Source organism: Amorphus sp. MBR-141, from assembly GCF_053628695.1.
The window spans coordinates 134,115-156,328 of the sequence record NZ_JBRJGW010000010.1 but is presented as its reverse complement, the minus strand read 5'-3'; the positions used below and the strand labels follow the sequence as shown (position 1 = coordinate 156,328).

Sequence of the window (22,214 nt, the reverse complement as noted above, 5' to 3'; positions counted from 1 at the left end):
GGGACGGAATGTCCCGGTGAAGATCGATCTCGGAGCCGAACTCGCCATTCTTGTCGTCGATAATGCACGAGTCGGGCCACCGGATGTGCGGCTTTTGTCGGCAGGTCCCCGCCGGCTGTGGATTGAGCGGTGGACCGCCGGCCCGGAAGATACGCACCCTGACTGGCGTGCGCCTTGCCCCGCTGCCGCAAACGTTCTCAATTAGGTGGATCCGACGGCAGCAGGTTTCAAGACGCAAGCGTCTCTTGCCGAAGCCCCCTGCCCGCCCGCTTCTGCGCCGGCTCGGGCGCCCTGCGAAGCCCGGCTCCGATGGGGGATACGCGGCGGACCGGCGGTCCGGACCACGCCGCCACGAAAGCGTGATCGGCGCGTGCGCCGCAGCGGCTCCCCCGCGACGAAAAAGACCCGCCGATGGGCGGGTCTCCTGGGTCTTCTCGGGCGGGCGCGGCGTCAGGCCGACGTCAGCGACGTCTCCGCCCGGTCCGCGTAGATGTAGAGCGGCCGCGCCTTGCCCTCGACGACCTCCTGAGAGATCACCACCTCGCGCACGCCCTCGAGGCCCGGCAGCTCGTACATGGTGTCGAGGAGGATCTCCTCCATGATCGAGCGCAGGCCGCGGGCGCCGGTCTTCCGCTCGATGGCGCGCCGGGCGATCGCCGCCAGCGCGTCCTCGTGGAAGGTCAGCTCGACGCCTTCCATCTCGAACAGGCGGCCATACTGCTTGGACAGCGCGTTCTTCGGTTCGCCGAGGATCTGCACCAGCGCCGGCTCGTCCAGGTCCTCCAGCGTCGCGATCACCGGCAGGCGGCCGACGAACTCCGGGATGAGGCCGAACTTCAGCAGGTCCTCCGGCTCCACGTCGTGGAACAGCTGGCCGGTCTTGCGGTCCTCCGGCGCCATCACCTGGGCCGAGAAGCCGATCGAGGTGGTCCGGCCCCGGTCGGAGATGATCTTCTCCAGGCCCGAGAACGCGCCGCCGCAGATGAACAGGATGTTGGTCGTGTCGACCTGCAGGAACTCCTGCTGCGGGTGCTTGCGCCCGCCCTGGGGCGGCACCGAGGCGACCGTGCCTTCCATGATCTTCAGCAGCGCCTGCTGGACGCCCTCGCCCGACACGTCGCGGGTGATCGAGGGGTTGTCCGACTTGCGGCTGATCTTGTCGACCTCGTCGATGTAGACGATGCCGCGCTGCGCCCGCTCGACGTTGTAGTCGGCCGACTGCAGCAGCTTCAGGATGATGTTCTCGACGTCCTCGCCGACGTAGCCGGCCTCCGTCAGCGTCGTCGCGTCGGCCATGGTGAACGGCACGTCGAGGATGCGCGCCAGCGTCTGCGCCAGCAGCGTCTTGCCGCAGCCGGTCGGGCCGATCAGCAGGATGTTCGACTTCGACAGCTCGACGTCGTTGTTCTTCGAGGCGTGATTCAACCGCTTGTAGTGATTGTGGACGGCGACCGACAGCACCTTCTTGGCGCTCGGCTGGCCGATCACGTAGTCGTCCAGCACCTTGCGGATCTCCGACGGCGTCGGAATCCCGTCGCGGGACTTCACCAGCGAGGACTTGTTCTCCTCGCGGATGATATCCATGCACAACTCGACGCACTCGTCGCAGATGAACACGGTCGGTCCCGCGATCAGCTTGCGCACCTCATGCTGGCTCTTGCCGCAGAACGAGCAATAGAGGGTGTTCTTGCTGTCGCTGCCGCCGCTGACCTTGCTCATCCAATAACCTCTTGTATCCGCCAACCGTCGTCACCCGACGCCGGCGCTTCACCCCCTCAGCCATCGCACGGCATCGCAGGCCGAGTTCAAGTCCCGAGATTCGCGAGGGACCGCGATTGACCATGCAATCACGGTGCCCATCGTCAAATCAACCCGCCTGGACCTTCCAAAGTCTTAAGACGGCTGGCTGGCGCCTGCCTGTCATCCGACCCAGGCCGGTTCGCCCGTCGCCGCACCGGCGCGAAGCGGGCCCGCTACTCGAGCGCAGCGCGGCTGCTAATGACCTGATCGATCAGGCCGAATTCCAGCGCGACCTCGGGCGTCATGAAGTTGTCGCGCTCCAGTGCCTCCTCGATCTTGTCGAGGGCGCGACCGGTGTGGGTCACGTAGATTTCGTTGAGCCGGCGCTTCAGTTTCAGGATTTCCTGGGCGTGCAGCTCGATGTCGCTGGCCGTTCCGCGGAATCCGCCGGACGGCTGGTGCACCATGATACGTGCGTTCGGCAGCGAGAAACGCAAGCCCTTGCCGCCGGCGGCGAGCAGCAGCGACCCCATCGAGGCCGACTGGCCGATGCACAGCGTCGAGATCTTCGGCCGGATGAACTGCATCGTGTCGTAGATCGCCAGGCCCGAGGTCACCACGCCGCCGGGCGAGTTGATGTACAGCGAGATTTCCTTGTTCGGGTTCTCCGACTCCAGGAACAGCAGCTGGGCGCAGGCGATCGACGCCACGCTGTCCTCGATCGGACCGGTGATGAAGATGATGCGCTCCTTCAGGAGCCGCGAGAAGATGTCGTAGGCGCGCTCGCCCCGGTTGGTCTGCTCGACCACCATCGGCACGAGCGTGCTCATGTAGAAGTCAACCGGATCTTTCATTCTCAGTCCCGCTTCGAGGGAGGGAGGCGCCGGCGGCCGGCGCTTCACGTCAGTCCGGACCGCCGGTTCCGCCCGCGGGCGGGGCCGGTGGCCGCTGGTCAGTCCGGGAGCGGCGGCGTCCCGCAGGCGCCGCCGCTCCCCTCAGGTCTCAGTGGCTGTGGTCATGGCCGTGGTGATCGTGGTCATGATCGTGGTCGTGGTCGTGATCATGGCCGTCGGCATCGGCCAGGAGCTCCTCGCGGGTGACCTTCTTCTCGGTCACCGTCACCAGCTCCAGCATGTAGTCCACCACCTTGTCCTCGTAGATCGGGGCGCGCAGGCTGGCGAGCGCCTCGGGCGACTTGGAGTAGTACTCGTAGGCCTGCTGCTCCTGGCCCGGGAACTGCCGCACCCGCTCGATCAGCGCGCGCTGCACCTCCTCGTCGGTCACCTGCACCTCGGCGTTCTCGCCGATGCGCGACAAAAGCAGCCCCAGCCGGACGCGGCGGTCGGCGATCTTCTGGTAGTCCTCGCGCACCGCCTCTTCGGTGGTGTCGTCGTCCTCGAAGGAGCGGCCGTTCTGCTGGCGCTCGTTCTGCTCCTGCTGCCAGATCGCCTCGAACTCGCCGGTGACGAGCTTCTCGGGCACCTGGAACTTGTAGGCCTCGTCGAGCGCGTCCAGCAGCGCCCGCTTGGCCTTCTCGCGGCTGGCGCCGGCGAACGCCTGCTCCATCTGGCCGCGGATCGCCTCGCGCAGCTTCTCCAGCGATTCCAGCCCGAGCCGCTCGGCGAAGGCGTCGTCGACGACGGCCTCCTTGGGAGCGGCCACCTCGGTGACGGTCACGTCGAACGTGGCTGCCTTGCCGGCCAGCTGCTCCGCCGCATAGTCGTCCGGGAACGACAGCGCGACGTCCTTCTCGTCGCCGGCCTTCACGCCGACCAGCTGCTCCTCGAAGCCCGGGATGAACTGGCCGCCGCCGAGCACCAGGTCGACGTCCTCGGCCGAGCCGCCCTCGAAGGGCTCGCCGTCGATCTTGCCGACGAAGGAGAGCTTCACCCGGTCGCCGTCCTCGGCCACGCCGTCCTTCGCCTCGTAGTCGCGGGCCCGCTCGGCGAGCTTCTTCAGCTCCTCCTCGACGTCCGCGTCGGCGATCTCGGTCACCGGCTTCTCGATCTCGATCTTGTCGAAGCCGCCGAGCTCGATCTCCGGCAGGATCTCGTAGGAGACCTTGAAGGCGAGATCGGTGCCGCCGTCGACGATCTGCTCCATGGTGATGTCGCCGGCCAGGTCGACCTGCGGCTGGGTCGCCGGGCGCTCGTCGCGGTCCTGCACCGCCTGCTGCACGGTCTCGTTCAGCACCTCGCCGACGATGTCGCTCATGGCGCGCTTGCCGTACATCTTCTTGAGATGGGCGAGCGGCACCTTGCCCGGCCGGAAGCCGTTCAGCCGCACATTGTCCTTCATCTCGGTCAGATAACGGTCGAGGCGCTCGTCGAGCGTGGTGGCCGGAACGACGACTTCGAGCTCGCGCTTCAATCCGTCAGACAGCGTTTCGGTGACCTGCATACTTTTCTTCTTCGCTTCCAGTCGTGGAATTCATCGAGGTGAACGGCTTGCGACCGCGGCCGGCACGCTGCGATCCTATGCGGTGAAATAAGAGATGCCCCGGCGCGTTTGCAAGGGCGGCCCCCGAACGCTGCATGGTGCGGGCGGAGGGATTTGAACCCCCACGGCTTGCGCCACCAGGACCTAAATCCGATCTTCAGTTGGTGCGGGCGGCGGGACTCGAACCCGCAAGTTATTGAAAACGCTGGCACCTAAAGCCAGTGCGGTTACCAATTTCGCCACGCCCGCTTCAACGATGTGTCACGTTTTTCACCCCTTTTGACACACCGCTTTCCACATTTTCACGCGGCAGGCGTCACTAGATTATGCCCCTTCCGCGTCGTCCATTTCCAGGACCACATCCGCATAGTCGGAGGCGATCATCTCTTCCAAATGCTCCGGTGCCAAGTGGGCATAACGGAGCGTCGTAGCGATCGCCTTGTGCCCCATCCAAACCTGGACGCGGCGCAGATCGTGTCCCTCCTGGACGAACCACGACGCCCGTGTGTGTCGGAGGACGTGGATCGTGACACCCTCGATCTTGAGGGTTTGGCAGAGGCGATTGAAGCGACGCCGGATCGACGTGTAGTCGTAACGATAGAACGGCCCGGCTTCTCCATTCCCCTTCCGGCGCTCCAGGATCTCCTGGACACGCTTGGTGAGCGGGATGGTGCGCGGCTGATTAGCCTTCTGGAGCCAGATTGTCCACCGATTGAGCTTCGGAGTGAACCACGACCAGGGCGACTTCTGGATCTCCGAGTAGCGAGCCCCGGTGTCTACCCCGACGATGATCAGGTCGGCGAGGTCGTCGTCGCCCCAGGATCGGGCCGTCTTGACCATTCGCTGGACCTCTTCCTCGGTGAGGAAACGGACCACCTTCTCATATTCCTTGAAGAAAGGGATCTCCGGCTTGGCGTCCACGGTGCCGAGCTTCTTCGCGAAGACCATCGCCTTGGACAGGACGGCCATCTTCCGGTTCACCGTGGCGAGCGTGTTGCTGTACTCCGCTTGAAGGAACTCAACCAGCTCGTCGATCTTCTCGCTCGTCATTTCGGAGACCGGGAAGTCGTGCCGGTGAAGGCGCAGATGTGGTTGAAGTAGGCTCGCGCGTTCTCGGTCGAGGCCGGGAAGTGCACGTAGTGGTGCTTGAGCGTGTAGTCGGCCAGCTCGCGCATGGTCTGCACCTTCGCCCGTTTGACCGTACGGGCCTCCGGTAGGGGCTTGCCATACTTTACCGCATGGCGAACGCCCTCCTCCCACTTGGCAGCCTCATCATGGGTCGGGAATGTCTCCCGGTAGCGCACTCCTTTGATCATGAAGGAAGCCTGGAAGCTCCCTCCTCGGGGGTAGATAGACATGGTCACTTTTCCTCTTTGGATTTCGGTCCTTCGTCGTCTGTGTTGCCCACGAGAAGGAGAACCGAGCGGTAAACCGAGCGGCCCTTCGGGGTCAGCACGAGGAGGCGAGAACGCCGATCTTCCGGATCCACTCGCTGTTCGATCAGCTTGTAGCCCGGCCGGGTGCGGCTCCCGAGTTCTGACAGGAGGGCAGAATTTCGTGAGATTGTTGTGCGTGTGTAGCCAGTGATCGTGGTGAGGTAGTATTGAGAGCACCCCTCATACTTCGCTATCAGCAAGAATATCCAAGCTGTGTGGATATGCATCTCAGGATCCACTTTTCGAAATTCTTCCAGCAATGCAATTGCCATGTCTGTGCTTCTGGCTGGCATAGTCCGTTGCCTCCATTTCAATGGTTCCTTGCCGATCTGATCGACGGGAACTAGCGAATCACATCATGCCCAAACTTGCAACCAAATGGATACAATAACTAGTTCGGCGCAAAATCCAGCAGCTCCGCCGCCCCCTCCAACTCTCTTCCAATGTGCCTGAGGACCCTGCCCCGGCTTCTCGGGTAGACGTGCATTTCGGTGATGGCAGTCCGCCGCCGTCCGGGTCGGTTTGGATCGGGCTCTTCGCGGGTCCAATGCTTGTGGGTGCCGGACGCCATCCGATGGACCAGTTTGGCGGCCTGGACGCGGCGGTATTCCGGGTCGTCCCGGATCTGCGGATCGGCCGCGATGGCCATGTCGACGGCAAGCCACGCCGCGATCACCCGCATTGGGTCCACACAGCGCTCTCTGAGCCTCGCCCAATGGGCTTTCGCCCTGTCGGCGGGTGACAGGCCACGGAGACGGAACGCCTCCACATGCGGCCCTGCGCGGCGATAGAGCCCCTCCACGCGAGCGACTGCGTTGTCGACGAACGGGTCCTCCCGGTTCTCCGTGAGCCAGTCGAGGGCCTGCCTGCGGAACGGTTCGATCTCGGCGGCCGTAAAGCTTCCCCGGTATAGGTGTCCATGGCGGGCTTGGTGATCATCCCATCGACCCAGACACGGTCGACGGAGTTGTCACATCGGGCGCCGCGCACCCGAGCGGGATCCCTTTAAATCTCCCCTTTTTACCACCATTGCCACAGCTTCTCGCCGGTTGTGGCATTTCTCCGAAATCTGGTTGCCAATTGGCAACAAAAGGCCCGGGCACAAAAACGGCCCGGAAATCCGCAGAAATCCGGGCCGAATTGGGGATTGTTTCAGATAGGTAATTAGGTGTCAGTGGAACCTAAACCTGGCGTGTCTACCATTCCACCACGCCCGCGCGCCGTCCTTGGGAGCCAGACGAGACGCCAGTTTGTCCCGCTTCTGGCACACATTTCGCGCCTTGGCGACATCCTTTCTTCATCAAGCGGGCCCTCCCCGCCTCCGCGAACCCCGCCGGGCAGCACCGTCGTCGGCCGGGTGGGGAAGCCCACAATCAAATTTCGCGTAGGAGCGCTGTCAGGGCTTGTGTTCCCCCGGCCGGCTGCGGATGAAGGAGCCGCGCCGGCCGCCGACCGAACCGACCGCATCCCGCCCAGAACCGGACATCGCCCGAACCCCCATGCACCGATCCCTCGCGGCCCTTCTCGGTCTCGCTGCCGTTCTCGTCGCGCTGGCGCTGGTCTACCGCGGCGCCCAGGAGCCGGCCGTCACCGACTACGCCTTCGGCTGCGACCCGTTCGGCTATTCCCGCCAGGCCCAGCTGTTCCGCGACAAGGGCTACGTCGACGGGCTGGACACGCGCATGCCGGACCGGGAGGCGCCGTTCCTGATTGAGATGGCGCCCCGCGTCGGCATTTCGGCCGAGCGGCTCGCCGAGATGATGGCGCCGCACTGCCATCACTACGAGCCGAAGACCGATGCGGTGATCCTGCAGTATCCGCCGGGCACCGGCTTTCTGCTCTCGCTGCTGCCGGCCGACCGTCAGGTCGACCTCCTCTACGTGGCCTCGCTGGCGCTGCTCGTTCTCTGCTTCGGCCTCTATGCGGTTGCCTCCCTGCCCTCCTGGGGGCTTGCCGCCGGTGTCGTCGGCAGCCTCGCCGTCGCCAGCGCGGCGATCACGAATTCCGCCCTGATGGTCAGCTATTCCGCACCGGCGACCCTGGGGCTGACGGCCGTCGCCGCGCTTCTCGTCATGGCCGGATTGCCGCTCGGCCGCGCCCCGCGCTGGTGGGCGGGCGCCCTTCTGGGGCTGTTGTCGGCCCTCATGGTCTCCGTCCGCCTGCCCAACCTGTTCATTCTCGCCGGCCTCGCCGCCTTCATCGTCCTGGAGACCGAGCCCTGGAAGCGAAGCCGCCTGGCCGGGGCGGCCCGGTACATGGCCAGCGGCCTGGCGACCTTCGCCCTCGGCCTGGTGCCGATGCTTGCCGCCAACCGAATCAATGCCGGCGGCATCCTCAACACCACCTATGGCACCGCCGATTCGGCCGGGGCGCATCTCGACCTCGCGCTGATCTCCCGCAACCTGTTCTACTATTTCGTGGAGACGCCGGCCTGGCCGGTCACCCTCGCGGCGGCGGCGGCACTGGCCATGGGCGTGTTCAAGGCCCGCATGAAGCGCGAGAGCGATGCGGGCCGGCGCCTGCGCGCGGCCGTCGTCGGCGGCGGCCTGCCGTTCCTCGTGTCGGTGGCCTTTTTCGCCACCCACGAGGTCACGGCCTCCTACTATCTGGTACCGAGCGCCTTCTTCTGCCTGGCGATGTGCCTGTTCGGGGTCGTGGAGGTCTACGGTGGCCGCCCGTTCACCCGCGCCGGCGTCGCCTCGGTGACGGCGGTCGTCGTCCTCATGGCCGCCCTCCAGGTGTCGCAGCTGCCGCGGCGGCCCTATTCGTTCAGCGCACCCCAGGAAATTCTCGACAAGCAGGCGATCGTGTGGGCCGACCGCGCCGGCAGCACGCTCTATTATTATCTCGGAAAATACTCCGGCAAGATCCCGTTCGGCTGGGATTGCGAGCAGAACGCCATCGTCAACGGCGTCTCCGAGGCCGGCCGGACGCAGTATTTCATCGTCGACAGCGAGGCGATGAACCGCCTTACCACCCGCCTGCAGCACGAGGACCTGCTGGAATGGGCCGGCATCCTGGTGGCGCTCAAGCCCTACGCCGTCTACCGCATGAAGCCGGGTGGCCGGCTCGACGCCTGCTGAGCCCTCAGCCGTCGTCGGTCGCCACTAGCCGGGCAATCACTGGCCTCAGCGCAGGGGCCAGGTCTTCGGCGATCAGGCCCGGCCCCGCCGCCGTCCCCGCCGCGCCGTGCATCCAGACGCCCATCGACGCCGCCTCGAACGCCGGGACCGACTGCGCCAGCAGCCCGGTGACGATGCCGGCGAGCACGTCGCCCGACCCGGCCGTCGCCAGCCACGGCGGCGCATTGTCGGCGATCGACGCGCGGCCGTCCGGCGCCGCCACCACGGTGTCGGCCCCCTTCAGAAGCACGACGGCGCCGCTGCGCGCAGCCGCCGCCCGCACCCGGTCCAGCTTCGACGGCCCGTCGGCCCCCGCCCCGGCGGCCGCCGGCGGCACGTCCGGGAACAACCGCGCGAACTCGCCCTCGTGCGGGGTCAGCACCACGGCGCGCCCGGGCCGGGCGCGGATCGCCGCGAACAGCCGCTCCGGCGCCGCCTGGAAGCTGGTGAGCGCGTCGGCATCCAGAACCGCGGCCCGTTCGCCGTCGAGAATCGCCAGCACGGAGGCCGCCGTCGCCTCTCCGACCCCGGCGCCGGGGCCGATGGCGACCGCGTTCAGCCGGTCGTCGGCCAGGAAGTCCGTCAGCCCTTCGGCGCCGTCGACCTTGCGCACCATCACGGCGGTCAGGTGCGCAGCGTTGACGGCCAGCGCGTCGGGCGGCGAGGCCACCGTCACCAGCCCGGCGCCGGCGCGGAGCGCCGCGCCTGCCGCCAGCCGCGCCGCGCCGGTGCGGGCCATCGGGCCGGACACCACCACCGCATGGCCGCGGGCGTATTTGTGGGCGTCGCTGCCCGGCACGTGCCAGCTTTCGGCCCACAGGGCCGGGGCGTTGCGGAAGGCCGCCGGCGCGATCGCCTCCAGCGCTTCGGCGGGAATGCCTATGTCGGCGACGCCGACGTCGCCGCAGTGGCTGCGTCCCGGCAGCAGCAGGTGGCCGGGCTTCAGCCGAAAGAACGTCACCGTCGCGTCCGCCTCGACCGCCGTGCCGAGCACCCGCCCGGACAGCCCGGAGACGCCGCTCGGCAGGTCGACGGCGACCACGTCGGCGCCGGACCGGTTGATCGCCGCCACCAGTTCGGCGGCAACCCCGTCGATCGGCCGCGCCAGCCCGGCCCCGAACAGCGCGTCGACCACCACGTCGGCCGCGACCGCCGCCGGGTCGGCCGCCTCCACCTCGCCGGCCCAGGCGGCAACCGCGCCGGCGGCGTCGCCGGCCAGTCTTTCGCGCGCGCCGAGCAGCATCAGCCGCACCCGGTAGCCCAGCCGCGCCAGCACCGTCGCCGCGACGAAGCCGTCGCCGCCATTGTTGCCCGGCCCCGCCGCCACCAGCACCCGCGCGCCCGGCCGATGGCGGGCCATGACCGCCTCGGCCACGGCCCGCCCGGCACGATCCATCAGCACCGGTCCGGGGATTCCGGCGTCGACCGCGAAGGCATCCGCGCGCGCCATCTCGGCTGGGGTCAGAAGCTCGATCACGGGCGTCTCCAATGCTGTCTGCGGGCCCAGTCTACACGGGGCAAGATGGGCGCAATCTGCGTATTTTGCGTGCATACTGCCTGCTAATTAGGCATCCTCGAGAGATCCGCGTCTGCCACTCTGGACGGGACTTGCGCGGCGTGCGAACAAACGGAATGTCAGCGCAGGCGCGGTGATTGGTCCACTCGAACCAATCTGGCTTCGAGCGGTTTTGACGGTTTGACCCCAGTGTCTGCCAACCCAGGCGGCGGGCGACGATCCACATGGCACGGGCTGTGCTTTAGCCACCGTGGATCGGCCGTGCCGGTTTGTTTTGGAGCCACGGAAAGGGAGGCGATGAAGAAGATCGAGGCGATCATCAAGCCCTTCAAGCTCGATGAAGTGAAGGAGGCTCTCCAGGAAGTTGGCCTGCAGGGAATCACGGTGACGGAGGCCAAGGGCTTCGGCCGCCAGAAGGGTCACACCGAGCTGTATCGGGGGGCGGAGTACGTGGTCGACTTTCTTCCCAAGGTGAAGGTCGAGATCGTGCTGACCGACGAGCTGGTCGACAAGGCTGTCGACGCCATCCGCAACGCCGCTCAGACCGGCCGGATCGGCGACGGCAAGATCTTCGTCTCGAACGTCGAGGATGCCATCCGCATCCGCACCGGCGAGACCGGTATCGACGCGATCTGATGCCGCCCGTCCCTGCTGCGGACGCCCGTTCGCACACTTTGTTTATCCGGGTTTGAACCCACAGAATCTAAGGAAGCTTTTCATGAGCACAGCCCAGGACGTTCTGCAGTCGATCAAGGACAAGGACGTTAAATTCCTCGACCTGCGTTTCACCGATCCGCGCGGCAAGATGCAGCACGTGACGATGGACGTCAGCATCGTCGATGAGGATCTGTTCGCCGACGGCACGATGTTCGACGGCTCCTCGATCGCCGGCTGGAAGGCCATCAACGAGTCCGACATGATCCTCATGCCGGATCCGGAAACCGCCCACATCGACCCGTTCTTCGCCCAGACCACGATGGCGGTGTTCTGCGACATCCTCGAGCCGTCGACCGGCGAGGGCTACAACCGCGACCCGCGCTCCACGGCGAAGAAGGCGGAAGCCTACGTGAAGTCCGGCGGCTTCGGCGACACCATCACGATGGGCCCGGAAGCCGAGTTCTTCGTGTTCGACGACGTGCGCTTCTCCACCGACCCGTACGACACCGGCTTCGCGCTCGATTCCATCGAGCTGCCGTCGAACATGGGCACGGAATACGAGACCGGTAACCTCGGCCACCGGCCGCGCACCAAGGGCGGCTACTTCCCGGTGCCGCCGATCGACTCCGCCCAGGACATGCGCTCCGAGATGCTTTCGGTGATGGCCGAGATGGGCGTCGGCGTCGAGAAGCACCACCACGAGGTGGCCGCTGCCCAGCACGAGCTTGGCCTCAAGTTCGACACGCTGACGCTGATCGCCGACCACATGCAGATCTACAAGTACGTGGTGCACCAGGTCGCCAACGCCTACGGCAAGTCGGCGACGTTCATGCCGAAGCCGGTGTACGGCGACAACGGCACCGGCATGCACGTGCACCAGTCGATCTGGAAGGACGGCAAGCCGATGTTCGCCGGCGACCTCTACGCCGACCTCTCGGAGAGCTGCCTGTTCTACATCGGCGGCATCCTGAAGCACGCCAAGGCGCTGAACGCCTTCACCAACCCGTCGACGAACTCCTACAAGCGTCTCGTCCCGGGCTACGAGGCGCCGGTGCTGCTCGCCTATTCGGCGCGCAACCGTTCGGCCTCCTGCCGCATCCCGATCTCGTCCTCGCCGAAGGGCAAGCGCCTCGAGGTCCGCTTCCCGGATCCGTCCGCCAACCCGTACCTCGCCTACGCGGCGATGTGCATGGCCGGTCTCGACGGCATCAAGAACAAGATCCACCCGGGCGACCCGATGGACAAGGATCTCTACGACCTGCCGCCGGAAGAGCTGAAGGAAATCCCGACCGTCTGCGGCTCGCTGCGCGAAGCGCTCGAGGCCGTCGATGCCGACCGCGACTTCCTGAAGGCCGGCGGCGTGTTCGACGACGATCAGATCGATGCCTACATCGAGCTGAAGATGGACGAGAACCTGCGCTACGAAATGATGCCGCATCCGGTCGAGTTCGACATGTACTACTCGGTCTGATCGGCGCGCCCGGAGGGTCCGCCCTCCGGCCACGCGGGTCTGCCTGCGAAACCCCGGCCCTCTCGGCCGGGGTTTTTCGTTGCAGAGGGCGGGCGGGTCCGCGCCCGCAGCCCTTGCCATCGGATCCGTCCGGACGGACAAGGGAGCTGCTGCGGCCGTCTCATGCAGGGCGCGCCTCCCTGGGCGGCGCGCACGGCGCCCGCAGGCCCTCATCGAGGCGTTTCCGAACGGCGAACCGGCCTCTCCCCGCTTCGCCCGGAACCACGCCGGACCGGACATCCCCGCCCGCATGTTCCTCGACCAGACGACCCTCTTCATCCTGCTGGCGGCGCTGGTGATCGACGCGGCCGTCGGCGAACCGGCGTGGCTGTGGCGCCGCTTCCCGCATCCGGTGGTGGTCATCGGCCGGATCATCGACTGGCTCGACCGCGCCCTCAACGACCCACGGCTCGCCGAGGCCAGTCGCCGCCGGCGGGGCATCATCGCGATCGCGGCCCTGGTGATGGGCGCCCTCATCACCGGCAGCCTCGTGCAGGGCGCCCTGGCGCTGCTGCCGTTCGGCTGGCTGCTGACGGCGGCCGTCGCCTCGGTGCTGATCGCTCAGCGCAGCCTCTACGAGCACGTGGTGCCGGTGCGCGACGCGCTTGCCGCCGGAGACCTTGCCCGGGCCCGCAAGGCCGTCTCGATGATCGTCGGCCGCGACCCGGCGCGTCTCGACGCCCCGGGGATCGCCCGCGCGGCGATCGAATCGACGGCCGAGAACGCCTCCGACGGCGTCGTCGCGCCGGCCTTCTGGTTCGCGGTTCTCGGGCTGCCGGGGCTCCTCGCCTACAAGGTCATCAACACGGCCGATTCGATGATCGGCCACCGCTCCCCCCGCCACCTGGCCTTCGGCTGGGCCGCCGCCCGGCTCGACGACCTGGTCAACCTCGTCCCCGCCCGGCTGAGCGGCGTCCTGTTCGCGCTCGCGGCGCCGGTGGTCGGCGGGCGGATCGGCACCGCCTTCGCGGTGATGCGCCGGGACGCCGGCCTGCACCGTTCGCCGAACGCCGGCTGGCCCGAGGCGGCCGCGGCGGGGGCCCTCGGCATCGCCCTTGCCGGCCCCCGCGTCTACGCCAGCGGCCCTGTCGACGATCCGTTCCTCAACCCGGAAGGCCGGCGCGATCCGGGTGCGCACGACGTGGCGCGCGCACTGCGCCTGTTCGTGGCGAAATGCGCACTTTTGGCCGCGTTTTGCGCAGTTCTGTCCCTCATCGCGTAACGCCGTGCGCAATCGCCAGAATCGCCTCGATATCGAGGCAGTTTTCCAGGTGGGCCGCCAATTCGTCGAGGGTGCGCTCCACCGCCGCGTCGTACGCGAGGTCACTGTGCGCACCGTGCGCACGCAGGAAGGCCGCGCGGAAATCGTCGTGCGCAAAGAGCCCGTGCACATAGGTCCCGAAGACTCTTCCGTCACCTGACACGGCGCCCTCGGCAGCCCCTTCGATCTGCAGGAACGGCCTGCCCCGGTCCGGCCCCGTGGTGCGCCCCATGTGGATCTCGTAGCCGGCGACGGCGGTCCCTGTCTCCGGGTGAGAGCCGGTCACCAGGCGGGTGGCCTTGTCGCCGGCGAGCACAGTGTCGACGTCGAGCAGCCCGAGCCCCTCGACCGTCCCGGGCGGGCCCTCGATGCCGTCGGGATCGGCGATCGTCCGCCCCAGCATCTGGTAGCCGCCGCACAACCCGACCACCCGCCCGCCGCGGCGGACGTGGGCGCGGATGTCGATCTCCCAGCCAGACGCGCGCAGCGCCGAGAGATCGGCGATCGTCGACTTCGACCCGGTCAGGATGACGAGATCGGCGTTCCCCGGCAGCGCCTCGCCGGGCTGAAGCAACTGAACCGAGACGCCCGGCTCCTGGGCCAGCGGATCGAGATCGTCGAAGTTGGCGATGCGCGGCAGGCGCGGCACGACGACCTTCAGCGCGGCCTGCGGGTGTGCGCGGCCGTCGAGGTCCAGCGCGTCCTCGGCCGGCAGCGCCGCGGCGCCCGGGAAGTACGGCACGACCCCGAGCGGGGCCCAGGCGGTGCGCCGCGCAATCTCGGTCATGCCGCCGTCGAACAGTGAAACATCTCCCCGGAACTTGTTGACGATGAAGCCTTTTATCCGCACGCGCTCGGGGTCCGGGAGCACCATGTGGGTGCCCACGAGGTTGGCGATGACGCCGCCGCGATCGATGTCGGCCACCACCACGACCGGGATGTCGGCGGCTTCGGCGAAGCCCATGTTGGCGATGTCACCGGCCCTGAGATTGATCTCGGCCGGGCTGCCCGCGCCCTCCACGATCACCAGATCGGAGCCTGTGGCAATGCGTTCGAAACTCTCCAGCACCCTCGGCAGCAGCGTCGAGCGGAGCGCCTGATACTCCCGGGCACGGGCCGTGGTCAGCCGGCGTCCCTGGACGATCACCTGGGCGCCGATGTCGGTTTCCGGCTTGAGCAGGACGGGGTTGAAATCGACGCACGGGTCGACCCGGCACGCCCGCGCCTGGAGCGCCTGGGCGCGACCGATCTCGCCGCCGTCGGCGGTCGCGGCGGCGTTGTTGGACATGTTCTGCGGCTTGAACGGGCGAACTGCGAGGCCCCGGTTGGCGAACAGCCGGCAGAGGCCGGCCACCACCAGCGACTTGCCCACGTTGGAGCCGGTTCCCTGGATCATGATCGCCCCGGCGGGGCGCGTCGTCCCGGCCTCCCTCGCACTGCCCGTCACACCGCTCTGCCCTCTTCCATCGCCCCGCCCACGACCGATCGTTCGCAAATCTCAATACGACGAAAGGAACTTTTCAGCGGCTGCGTCATTTTCCCGGTTCGTGATGCGGCATCGCCCGACTGGTCGGACGCACCGAACAAGAGCAGTCCCATTTCGAAGGAGTGACGCGTGAAAGCCCTGATGATCATCGCAGTTCTGGCCGTGAGCCTTGCCGGCTGCAACTCCTATTCGACGCGCGATCGCGCCCTCGGCGGCGCCGCTCTCGGCGCAGGCACGGGTGCGGCGGTCGGCGCTGTTGCCGGTGGCAGCACGGGTGCCGCGCTTGGTGGCGCCGCGATCGGCGCGGGCGCCGGTGCCCTTGCCGGTGTGGCCACGGCGCCGAAAGCCTGCCGTGACGCCTACGGCCGCGCGGTCACCTGCCCGTAAGGTCACCGCTTCCGCTGATACCCCAGAACCGGTCGCCGGACTTCGGCGACCGGTTTTTTTGTGCGTGCAGGCGCCTGCCCGGCCGCCTCGCGCGCCCGTTTTCCACCGGTTTCCAACAAAAGTTCTTGCCCGGCTATCCAAATCCGCGGTCAATCGCGTGCTCAATCCGCACCGGCGTGGCGGGATCCGATCCGCCAGGCGCACGCGATCAAATCCGGAGCCATGCCTTGGCGGTCAGTCGTTTCAGCTGATCGAAAAAGGGCCGGACCAAGAACAGGAAACCTGCCCGTGAAAATCGCGATTCTCGTTGCCACGCTGGCGCTTGCCCTCGCCTCCTGCAATTCGTCCTCGACCACCGACCGTGCCCTCGTGGGCGGCGCGCTCGGTGCCGGCACGGGTGCGATCATCGGCGGCGTGGCCGGCGGCAGCGCCGGCGCGGCGCTGGCGGGCGGTGTGATCGGCGGCGCTGCCGGCGCCATCGTCGGCGGCGCTACCACGCCGAAGAACTGCCGCGACCGCTACGGCAACGCGGTCCGCTGCCCGTAGGCACCGCGACCCTGAAGCACCGGCCGTTCCGATGGTATCGGAGCGGCGCTCCAGCTTCCTGTTCGAGAATCGGATCTTTCCCGAAATCGGTTCCCGCTTCGGGGCCGATGCTCAGAACTCGATGCCCTGCTGGGGCTTCACGCCAGAGCGGAACGGGTGCTTGATCATCGTCATGTCGGTGACGAGATCGGCCGCCTCGATCAGCTCGTCCTTGGCGTTGCGGCCGGTGACGATGACGTGGACGTCCTCGGGCCGCTCCTTGCTCAGGAACTCAACGACCTCCTCGATGGGCAGGTAGTCGTAGCGCAGCACGATGTTGAGCTCGTCGAGGAGCACCATCCGGTACTCGCCCGAGGTGATCATCTCCTTGGCCGCCTCCCAGGCGGCTCGGGCGGCCTGGATGTCGCGCTGACGGTCCTGGGTCTCCCAGGTGAACCCCTCGCCCATCCGCTTCACCGTGACCAGCTCCGGGAAGCGGTCGAGGGCAGCGCGCTCGCCGGTCTCGATCCGGCCCTTGATGAACTGGACGACGCCGACCCGAAAGCCGTGGCCGAGCGCCCGGAACACCATGCCGAAGCCGGCCGTCGACTTGCCCTTGCCCTTGCCCGTGTTGACGATCAGAAGCCCCTTCTCGATCGTCTTGGTGGCCAGGATCTTGTCGCGCGCCGCCTTCTTCTTGCGCATCTTGTCGGCATGGCGGGCGTCGAGTTCCTCGTCGCTCAGACCTTCCTTCACGTCACGTTCTCCCTGACAGCCTGTGCGGACCGGTGGGGCGCTGCCCAGCCGGCCAGCCGATCGTAGGCGCTGTTTGCCCGCGGCGACCAGAGGCCGCGGTCGATCGCTTCCCTGAGGCGCGCCGCCATTTCGGCGAGCGCGTGCGGATTCTTCTCCTCGACGAACGCCCGGACGGCATCGTCGTCGAGGTAGGCATCGAACAGCTGGTCGAAATGATGGTCCGAGACGGCGTTGGTCGTCGCCGCGAAGGCGAACAGATAGTCGACGGTCGCCGCCATCTCGAACGCCCCCTTGTAACCGTGGCGCATCATGCCCGCGATCCACTTCGGGTTGGCGGCCCGGCCGCGGACGACCCGGCCGATTTCCTCCGACAGCGTCCGCGCCACCGGCCGCTCGGGCCGGCTGGTGTCGACGTGAAGGCTGACGGGCGCCTCTCCAGAGAGCGCCTCCACCGCCGCCGCCATGCCGCCCTCGAACTGGTAGTAGTCGTCGGAATCCAGCAGGTCGTGCTCGCGGTTGTCCTGGGCCTGGAGCACCGCATCGGTGCGGCCGAGCTGGGCTTCGAGGCGGTCGCGGGCGCCCGCGCCCTCGACGCCTGCGCCATAGGCGTAGCCGCCCCACGAGAGGAACACGTCGGCGAGTTCGCCGCGGGTCTCCCACAGGCCGCTGTCGATGGGCGCCTGCAGGCCGGCGCCGTAGGCCCCAGGCATGGATCCGAACACCCGATAACCCGCTTCGCGCGCCGCCTCGGCGGTGCTCCGCCCCTCGGCCGCCAGCGCCGCCGCATCGGCCCGCATGCGCTCTGCCGTCGGGTTCTGGTCGGCCGGCTCGTCGAGCGCGCCGATGGCCCGCACCGCCTGGTCGAACAGCGCGATCTGGTTCGGAAACGCATCCCGGAAGAAGCCGGAGATCCTGAGGGTCACGTCAACGCGCGGCCGCTTGAGGGTCGACAGCGGCAGGATCTCGAACCCGGTGACGCGGCCCGACGCGCCCTCCCAGGTGGGCTTGGCGCCGATCAGCGCCAGCGCCTGGGCGATGTCGTCACCGCCGGTGCGCATGTTCGCCGTGCCCCAGCAGGTGAACGCAATGGCGCGGGGCCAGTCGCCCTCCTCCATCACGTAGCGCTCGACCACCCGCTCGGCCGCCTTGGCGCCGATGCGCCACGCCGCCTCGGTCGGCACCGCGCGCACGTCGACGGAGAAGAAGTTGCGCCCCGTGGGCAGCACGTCGATCCGGCCACGCGTCGGGGCCCCCGAAGGTCCCGGCGCCACGAAGCGGCCATCCAACGCCCGGAGCACGGCGGCGATCTCGTCGGCGCCGGAGCGGTCCAGCGCCGGCGCGACGCGGGCCGAGAGCGCATCCAGCACGGCCCGGGTGGCGGGCCAGCCGGGCTCCGGTGCCATCTCACCGGCAATCAGGGCCGCCGACAGCAGCTCGATCCGCTCGATGGTATCCCCGGCCGTCCGCCACAGCGCCTCGGAGACATCGGCGAGGGCCTGCGGACGCCCACGCTCCCACGGCTCGGCCATGGCCGCTTCCAGCGGGTCGAAGCCATCGAGGCAGAGATCCGCCGCGAGGGCGCGCGACAGTGAGGCGGCCTCGGCGCCGTCGCCGCGCGGGATGCGGGCGATGGCGGCCAGCGTGTCGGTGCGCAGCCGGCCCGTCGGCGACTGCCCCAGAATGTGGAGCCCGTCGCGGATCTGCAGCTCCTTCAGGTCGCAGATATGGGCATCGAGCGCGACCAGGGCGGCTTCCGGATCGGCGGCGAAGTCGACGCCGATGTCGCGGTCGAAGCCGCGCGCAATGGCGAGGTCGACGATCTCCCGGCGCAGCACCGCGGCCCGGCGCGGGTCGACGGCGTCGGCGAGCGAGAACTCGTCGAGGAGGTTTTCCAGCGTCTCCGCCGCGCCATGGCTTTCGGCCCGGGTCATGGCGGGTGTCAGGTGATCGACGATGACCGAGGCGGTCCGCCGCTTCGCCTGGCTGCCTTCGCCCGGATCGTTGACGATGAACGGGTAGACAGTCGGCAGCGGGCCGAGCGCCACTTCCGGAAAGCACGACGCCGACAACGCCAGCGCCTTGCCCGGCAGCCATTCCAGGTTGCCGTGCTTGCCGACCTCGACGACGGCGTCTGCGGCGAATGCCGCGCGCAGCCAGCAATGGAAGGCGAGATAGGCGTGGGTCGGCGGCAGGTCGGGGTCGTGGTAGGTCGCCTTGGGGTCGCGGTCGTAGCCGCGCGCCGGCTGGATCGCCACCACGACGTTGCCGAGGACGTGTACGGCGAGGCGGAATGCACCATCGATCAGCGACGGATCGGCATCAGGCTCGCCCCATTTCGCGACGATCTTTTCCCGAGCATCATCAGGCAGTTGCGAAAAGAAGCTGAGATATTCTTCCAGGCCAAGCGTGACTCCGCCGGCGCGATCGCCCGAGCCCGGCGCGTTGGTCGGCCCGGCGGTCAGCCGGTCCATCAGCGCGTCGCTGGTCGCTGGCGCCCCCTCGACCCGGTAGCCGGCGGCAGCCATCGCATCGAGAAGCGCGACGGTGGAAGCTGGCGTGTCGAGACCGACGCCGTTGGCCAGCCGACCGTCCCGGGTCGGGTAGTTGGCGAGCACCAGGGCGATCCGGCGCTCCGCCACCGGGGTGCGGCGCAGCCGGGCCCAGCGCGCGGCGAGTTCGGCGACGAAATCGACGCGGTCGGGCACCGGGACGGGGCGCACCGGCCGCCACTCGGTGCGCGGGTCGACGGGCGCCTCCTCCTTGAAGGAGATCGCGCGCGTGAGGATGCGGCCATCGATCTCGGTCGTCACCACGTTCATGGCGAGGTCGCGGATGCCGAGGCCGCGGGCGCTTTCCACCCAGCCATCGCGCGACGAGCCGGCCTGGACGACCTGCAGGACCGGCGCGCCGGTGCGATCGAGCGCCGTGCCGGCGTAGGCGTCGCCGATGCCGGCGGCGGAGAAGACGGTCGACGTGAGCACCACGGCGGGATCGGTGGCGGTCAGTGCGGCGGCCACCACCTCGGCCGGGGCGCCGTCGCGCAGGCTGGAGGCGAACATCGGCAGCGGGTTGAGGCCGCGCGCGGCAAGCGCCTCCACCAGCGCGTCGGATGGCGCGGTGGCGCCGTCCTGGAGGTGGGCCCGGTAGAAGACCAGCGCCGCGACGGGAGCGTCCGGATCGGCCCAGTGAGCACGCACCCGGTCGAACCCGACGGCGCCCTCGCCCGGCCAGTAGCAGCCGGCGAGCGGGATCGGCTGCGGCTCCGGCGGACGCTCGGCCCTGCCGAGCAGATGGGCGGAGAAGCGCAGCGCGTGGACGCGGTTGCGCGCCCCGCCCTCCACGCAGTAGCGCCAGAAGGTGCGCGCATCGTCCTCGCCGACGGTGCCGAGCTTCGCCAGCGCCTCCGACCAGCGCGCCTCGCCGGGCACGATCGCCAGTCGCACGTCGCTCTGGCGGGCGAGCGTCTCCAGGGCATCGACGCCGTGGGGCCAGTAGGCCGTGCCGCCGAGCAGCCGCACGATGACCAGCCTGGCGTGCCGGAAGGTCTTCTCCAACGCCAGGTCCACCGACAGCGGATGGGCGAGCGTGACCAGGCTCGCCAGCCGCAGGCTCGGAAAGTCGTCGGGCAGCGCCTCGGCGGCCTCGGCGAAGGCCGAAAGCTCGGAATCGGCGGCCGACAGGATGACGATCTCGGCCGGGCTCAGGTCGAGGTCGACCGCCTCGTCGGCGCTTTCGATGGCGGTGGAGCGCGCGGCGAGAAGATGCATCAGGCCGACGCGGGCGCCATCAGCCCCTCGAGCGCGCTGCGGTCCATGTCGTGGGCGCCGATCACCACGACCCCGCCGGCCGCCTCGCCCGGACGCCCGAACCAGGTTTCGATGCGCGGGCCGACCGCCTGGACGACCAGGGGTGCAGGTCGACCCGCAATGGCGAGGCGTCCCTTCACCCGCAGCACGTCGTCGCGGCCGACGATGGTCTCCACCCAGGCGCGGGCGCCGTCGACGTCGGCGAAGGGGGCCGGCAGGACGACGAAGGAATCGAAATCGTCATGCTCGTGGTCATGGTCCACCCCGTGATGACCGGCGCGGGCGGCGACATCCTCCTCCGCGGCCGCGACGATGCCGAACAGCACGTCGACCGGCACCTCGCCGGCACGGCCCTCGACGGTCTGCACGCCGGCCCGGATGCGGCCGGCGATCTGGTCGCGCACGCCGGCAAGCGCCGCCGCGTCGACGAGATCGGTCTTGGTGAGCACGACGAGATCGGCGCAGGTGAGCTGGTCCTCGAACAGCTCCTCGATGGGGCTTTCGTGATCGAGCGCCGGATCGGCCTTGCGGCGCGCCTCGACGGCGGCGAGATCGGCGGCAAGCCGGCCCTCCGACAGGGCGTGGGCGTCGACCAGCGTGACGACGCCGTCGACGGTGACGCGGGTCTTGACGGTCGGCCAGGCGAACGCGCCGACCAGCGGCTGCGGCAGCGCCAGGCCCGAGGTCTCGATGACGATGTGGTCCGGCGGCACCGCCCGGTCGAGCAGCGCCTCGATGGTGGGCAGGAAGTCGTCGGCGACGGTGCAGCAGATGCAGCCGTTGGTGAGCTCGATGACGTCCTCGTCGGCGCAGTCGGGATCGACGCATTCGGCGACCAGCCCGCCGTCGAAGCCGAGGTCGCCGAACTCGTTGACGATGACGGCGATGCGCTTGCCGTCGGCGCGCTCCAGCAGGCGCCGGATCAGGGTCGTCTTGCCCGCCCCGAGGAAGCCGGTGACGATGGTGGCGGGGATGCGGGGTGCAAGGGTCAAAGCACGATCTCCGGGGATGGGGATTTGGGAAGGATGAGCGCGCGGCCGGCGACCATCAGGACCACGTGGTCCATGGCGGCAGCCAGGCGCTGGTTCATGCGGCCGTGATGGTCGCGGAAGCTGCGGGCGAGCGCGTTCTCCGGCACGATGCCGTGGCCGACCTCGTTGGTGACGACCACCACCGGACCGGGCAGCCCGGCGATCGCTCCGGCGAGGTCGGCGACGGATGCGTCGGGATCGCGGCCGGCCTCCAGGAGGTTCGCCAGCCACAGGGTGGCGCAGTCGACGAGGATCGCGGTGTCGGGCCGGGAGGCGTCGCGGAGCGCCGCCGCCAGCTCCAGCGGCGCGTCGACGGTGCGCCAGCGGTCGCCGCGCCGGGCGACGTGACGGGCGATGCGGTCGGCCATTTCGCCGTCGCGGGGGGCACCGGCGGTGGCGAGGTAGACCTGGGTGCGGCCGGAGGCCTCGACCAGGGATTCGGCATAGGAACTCTTGCCGGAGCGCGCGCCGCCCAGCACCAGCACGGTCGCAGCCGCGCTCATCGGCGCCTCGCGCGATGCGTCCGCAGCCGCCCTGCAACG

19 protein-coding genes and 1 tRNA gene are annotated in these 22,214 nt (G+C 68.5%); 6 read left to right on the top strand and 14 right to left on the bottom strand.

All coding sequences use genetic code 11. The features are described 5' to 3' along the window. Window positions 1-450: 450 nt before the first annotated feature. The 8 genes from clpX to ACSSVZ_RS15145 all read right to left on the bottom strand — a co-directional run bounded on the left by clpX (window position 451) and on the right by ACSSVZ_RS15145 (window position 6,297). Window positions 451-1,719, bottom strand: coding sequence for an ATP-dependent Clp protease ATP-binding subunit ClpX (gene clpX / locus ACSSVZ_RS15180; RefSeq protein WP_453971324.1), 1,269 nt, complete (start codon window positions 1,717-1,719; stop codon window positions 451-453). A gap of 254 nt (window positions 1,720-1,973) precedes the next feature. Beyond that, window positions 1,974-2,594 (bottom strand): ATP-dependent Clp protease proteolytic subunit, encoded by a 621-nt coding sequence (locus ACSSVZ_RS15175; RefSeq protein WP_453971322.1) that lies wholly within the window; start codon window positions 2,592-2,594, stop codon window positions 1,974-1,976. A gap of 148 nt (window positions 2,595-2,742) precedes the next feature. After that, window positions 2,743-4,140 carry a trigger factor gene (gene tig / locus ACSSVZ_RS15170; protein ID WP_453971321.1) on the bottom strand — a complete coding sequence of 466 codons (1,398 nt, stop codon included), beginning with the start codon at window positions 4,138-4,140 and terminating at the stop codon, window positions 2,743-2,745. A gap of 201 nt (window positions 4,141-4,341) precedes the next feature. Continuing rightward, a tRNA-Leu gene (locus ACSSVZ_RS15165) sits at window positions 4,342-4,428 on the bottom strand. A 75-nt stretch (window positions 4,429-4,503) separates the two neighbouring features. After that, window positions 4,504-5,229 (bottom strand): tyrosine-type recombinase/integrase, encoded by a 726-nt coding sequence (locus ACSSVZ_RS15160; RefSeq protein WP_453971319.1) that lies wholly within the window; start codon window positions 5,227-5,229, stop codon window positions 4,504-4,506. Then, window positions 5,226-5,495: a hypothetical protein gene (locus tag ACSSVZ_RS15155; RefSeq protein ID WP_453971317.1), complete on the bottom strand. Its 270-nt coding sequence runs from the start codon at window positions 5,493-5,495 to the stop codon at window positions 5,226-5,228. The genes ACSSVZ_RS15160 and ACSSVZ_RS15155 overlap by 4 nt, the downstream gene beginning before the upstream one ends. A gap of 44 nt (window positions 5,496-5,539) precedes the next feature. Then, window positions 5,540-5,887 carry a hypothetical protein gene (locus ACSSVZ_RS15150; protein ID WP_453971316.1) on the bottom strand — a complete coding sequence of 116 codons (348 nt, stop codon included), beginning with the start codon at window positions 5,885-5,887 and terminating at the stop codon, window positions 5,540-5,542. A 119-nt stretch (window positions 5,888-6,006) separates the two neighbouring features. Continuing rightward, window positions 6,007-6,297 (bottom strand): hypothetical protein, encoded by a 291-nt coding sequence (locus tag ACSSVZ_RS15145; protein WP_453971314.1) that lies wholly within the window; start codon window positions 6,295-6,297, stop codon window positions 6,007-6,009. 817 nt (window positions 6,298-7,114) lie between these two features. Between ACSSVZ_RS15145 and ACSSVZ_RS15140 the strand changes: the two genes are divergently transcribed. Continuing rightward, window positions 7,115-8,698, top strand: coding sequence for a hypothetical protein (locus ACSSVZ_RS15140; RefSeq protein ID WP_453971312.1), 1,584 nt, complete (start codon window positions 7,115-7,117; stop codon window positions 8,696-8,698). A gap of 4 nt (window positions 8,699-8,702) precedes the next feature. Here the strand turns inward: ACSSVZ_RS15140 and ACSSVZ_RS15135 are convergent, their stop codons facing one another. Next, window positions 8,703-10,211 (bottom strand): NAD(P)H-hydrate dehydratase, encoded by a 1,509-nt coding sequence (locus ACSSVZ_RS15135; protein ID WP_453971414.1) that lies wholly within the window; start codon window positions 10,209-10,211, stop codon window positions 8,703-8,705. A gap of 339 nt (window positions 10,212-10,550) precedes the next feature. Between ACSSVZ_RS15135 and ACSSVZ_RS15130 the strand changes: the two genes are divergently transcribed. The 3 genes from ACSSVZ_RS15130 to cbiB all read left to right on the top strand — a co-directional run bounded on the left by ACSSVZ_RS15130 (window position 10,551) and on the right by cbiB (window position 13,642). After that, complete coding sequence (locus ACSSVZ_RS15130) at window positions 10,551-10,889, top strand: P-II family nitrogen regulator (protein ID WP_453956462.1); 339 nt, start codon at window positions 10,551-10,553, stop codon at window positions 10,887-10,889. A gap of 82 nt (window positions 10,890-10,971) precedes the next feature. Then, complete coding sequence (glnA, locus tag ACSSVZ_RS15125; RefSeq protein WP_453971310.1) at window positions 10,972-12,381, top strand: type I glutamate--ammonia ligase; 1,410 nt, start codon at window positions 10,972-10,974, stop codon at window positions 12,379-12,381. Between the two features lie 289 nt (window positions 12,382-12,670). After that, on the top strand, window positions 12,671-13,642 hold the full coding sequence (gene cbiB / locus ACSSVZ_RS15120) for an adenosylcobinamide-phosphate synthase CbiB (protein WP_453971309.1): 972 nt from the start codon (window positions 12,671-12,673) through the stop codon (window positions 13,640-13,642). On the opposite strand, the gene ACSSVZ_RS15115 is transcribed toward cbiB, so the two are convergent. Continuing rightward, window positions 13,632-15,077, bottom strand: a complete 1,446-nt coding sequence (locus tag ACSSVZ_RS15115) for a cobyric acid synthase (RefSeq protein WP_453971307.1) — start codon at window positions 15,075-15,077, stop codon at window positions 13,632-13,634. The genes cbiB and ACSSVZ_RS15115 overlap by 11 nt on opposite strands. A 219-nt stretch (window positions 15,078-15,296) precedes the next feature. Between ACSSVZ_RS15115 and ACSSVZ_RS15110 the strand changes: the two genes are divergently transcribed. Further along, window positions 15,297-15,554, top strand: a complete 258-nt coding sequence (locus ACSSVZ_RS15110; RefSeq protein WP_453971306.1) for a bacteriocin — start codon at window positions 15,297-15,299, stop codon at window positions 15,552-15,554. A 288-nt stretch (window positions 15,555-15,842) separates the two neighbouring features. Then, the gene (locus ACSSVZ_RS15105; protein WP_453971304.1) at window positions 15,843-16,100 is read left to right on the top strand and encodes a bacteriocin; all 258 of its coding nucleotides are present in this window, start codon (window positions 15,843-15,845) and stop codon (window positions 16,098-16,100) included. A 111-nt stretch (window positions 16,101-16,211) separates the two neighbouring features. Here ACSSVZ_RS15105 and cobO read toward each other — a convergent pair whose 3' ends face one another. Genes cobO through cobU form a run of 4 tightly spaced genes read right to left on the bottom strand, consistent with a single transcriptional unit; the run spans window position 16,212 to window position 22,175 of the window. After that, on the bottom strand, window positions 16,212-16,835 hold the full coding sequence (gene cobO / locus ACSSVZ_RS15100) for a cob(I)yrinic acid a,c-diamide adenosyltransferase (RefSeq protein ID WP_453971302.1): 624 nt from the start codon (window positions 16,833-16,835) through the stop codon (window positions 16,212-16,214). After that, window positions 16,832-20,602: a cobaltochelatase subunit CobN gene (gene cobN / locus ACSSVZ_RS15095; RefSeq protein ID WP_453971300.1), complete on the bottom strand. Its 3,771-nt coding sequence runs from the start codon at window positions 20,600-20,602 to the stop codon at window positions 16,832-16,834. The genes cobO and cobN overlap by 4 nt, the downstream gene beginning before the upstream one ends. After that, complete coding sequence (gene cobW, locus ACSSVZ_RS15090; RefSeq protein WP_453971298.1) at window positions 20,602-21,633, bottom strand: cobalamin biosynthesis protein CobW; 1,032 nt, start codon at window positions 21,631-21,633, stop codon at window positions 20,602-20,604. Before cobW ends, cobN begins: the two co-directional genes overlap by 1 nt. Further along, window positions 21,630-22,175, bottom strand: coding sequence for a bifunctional adenosylcobinamide kinase/adenosylcobinamide-phosphate guanylyltransferase (gene cobU / locus ACSSVZ_RS15085; protein ID WP_453971296.1), 546 nt, complete (start codon window positions 22,173-22,175; stop codon window positions 21,630-21,632). Before cobU ends, cobW begins: the two co-directional genes overlap by 4 nt. Window positions 22,176-22,214: the final 39 nt, after the last annotated feature.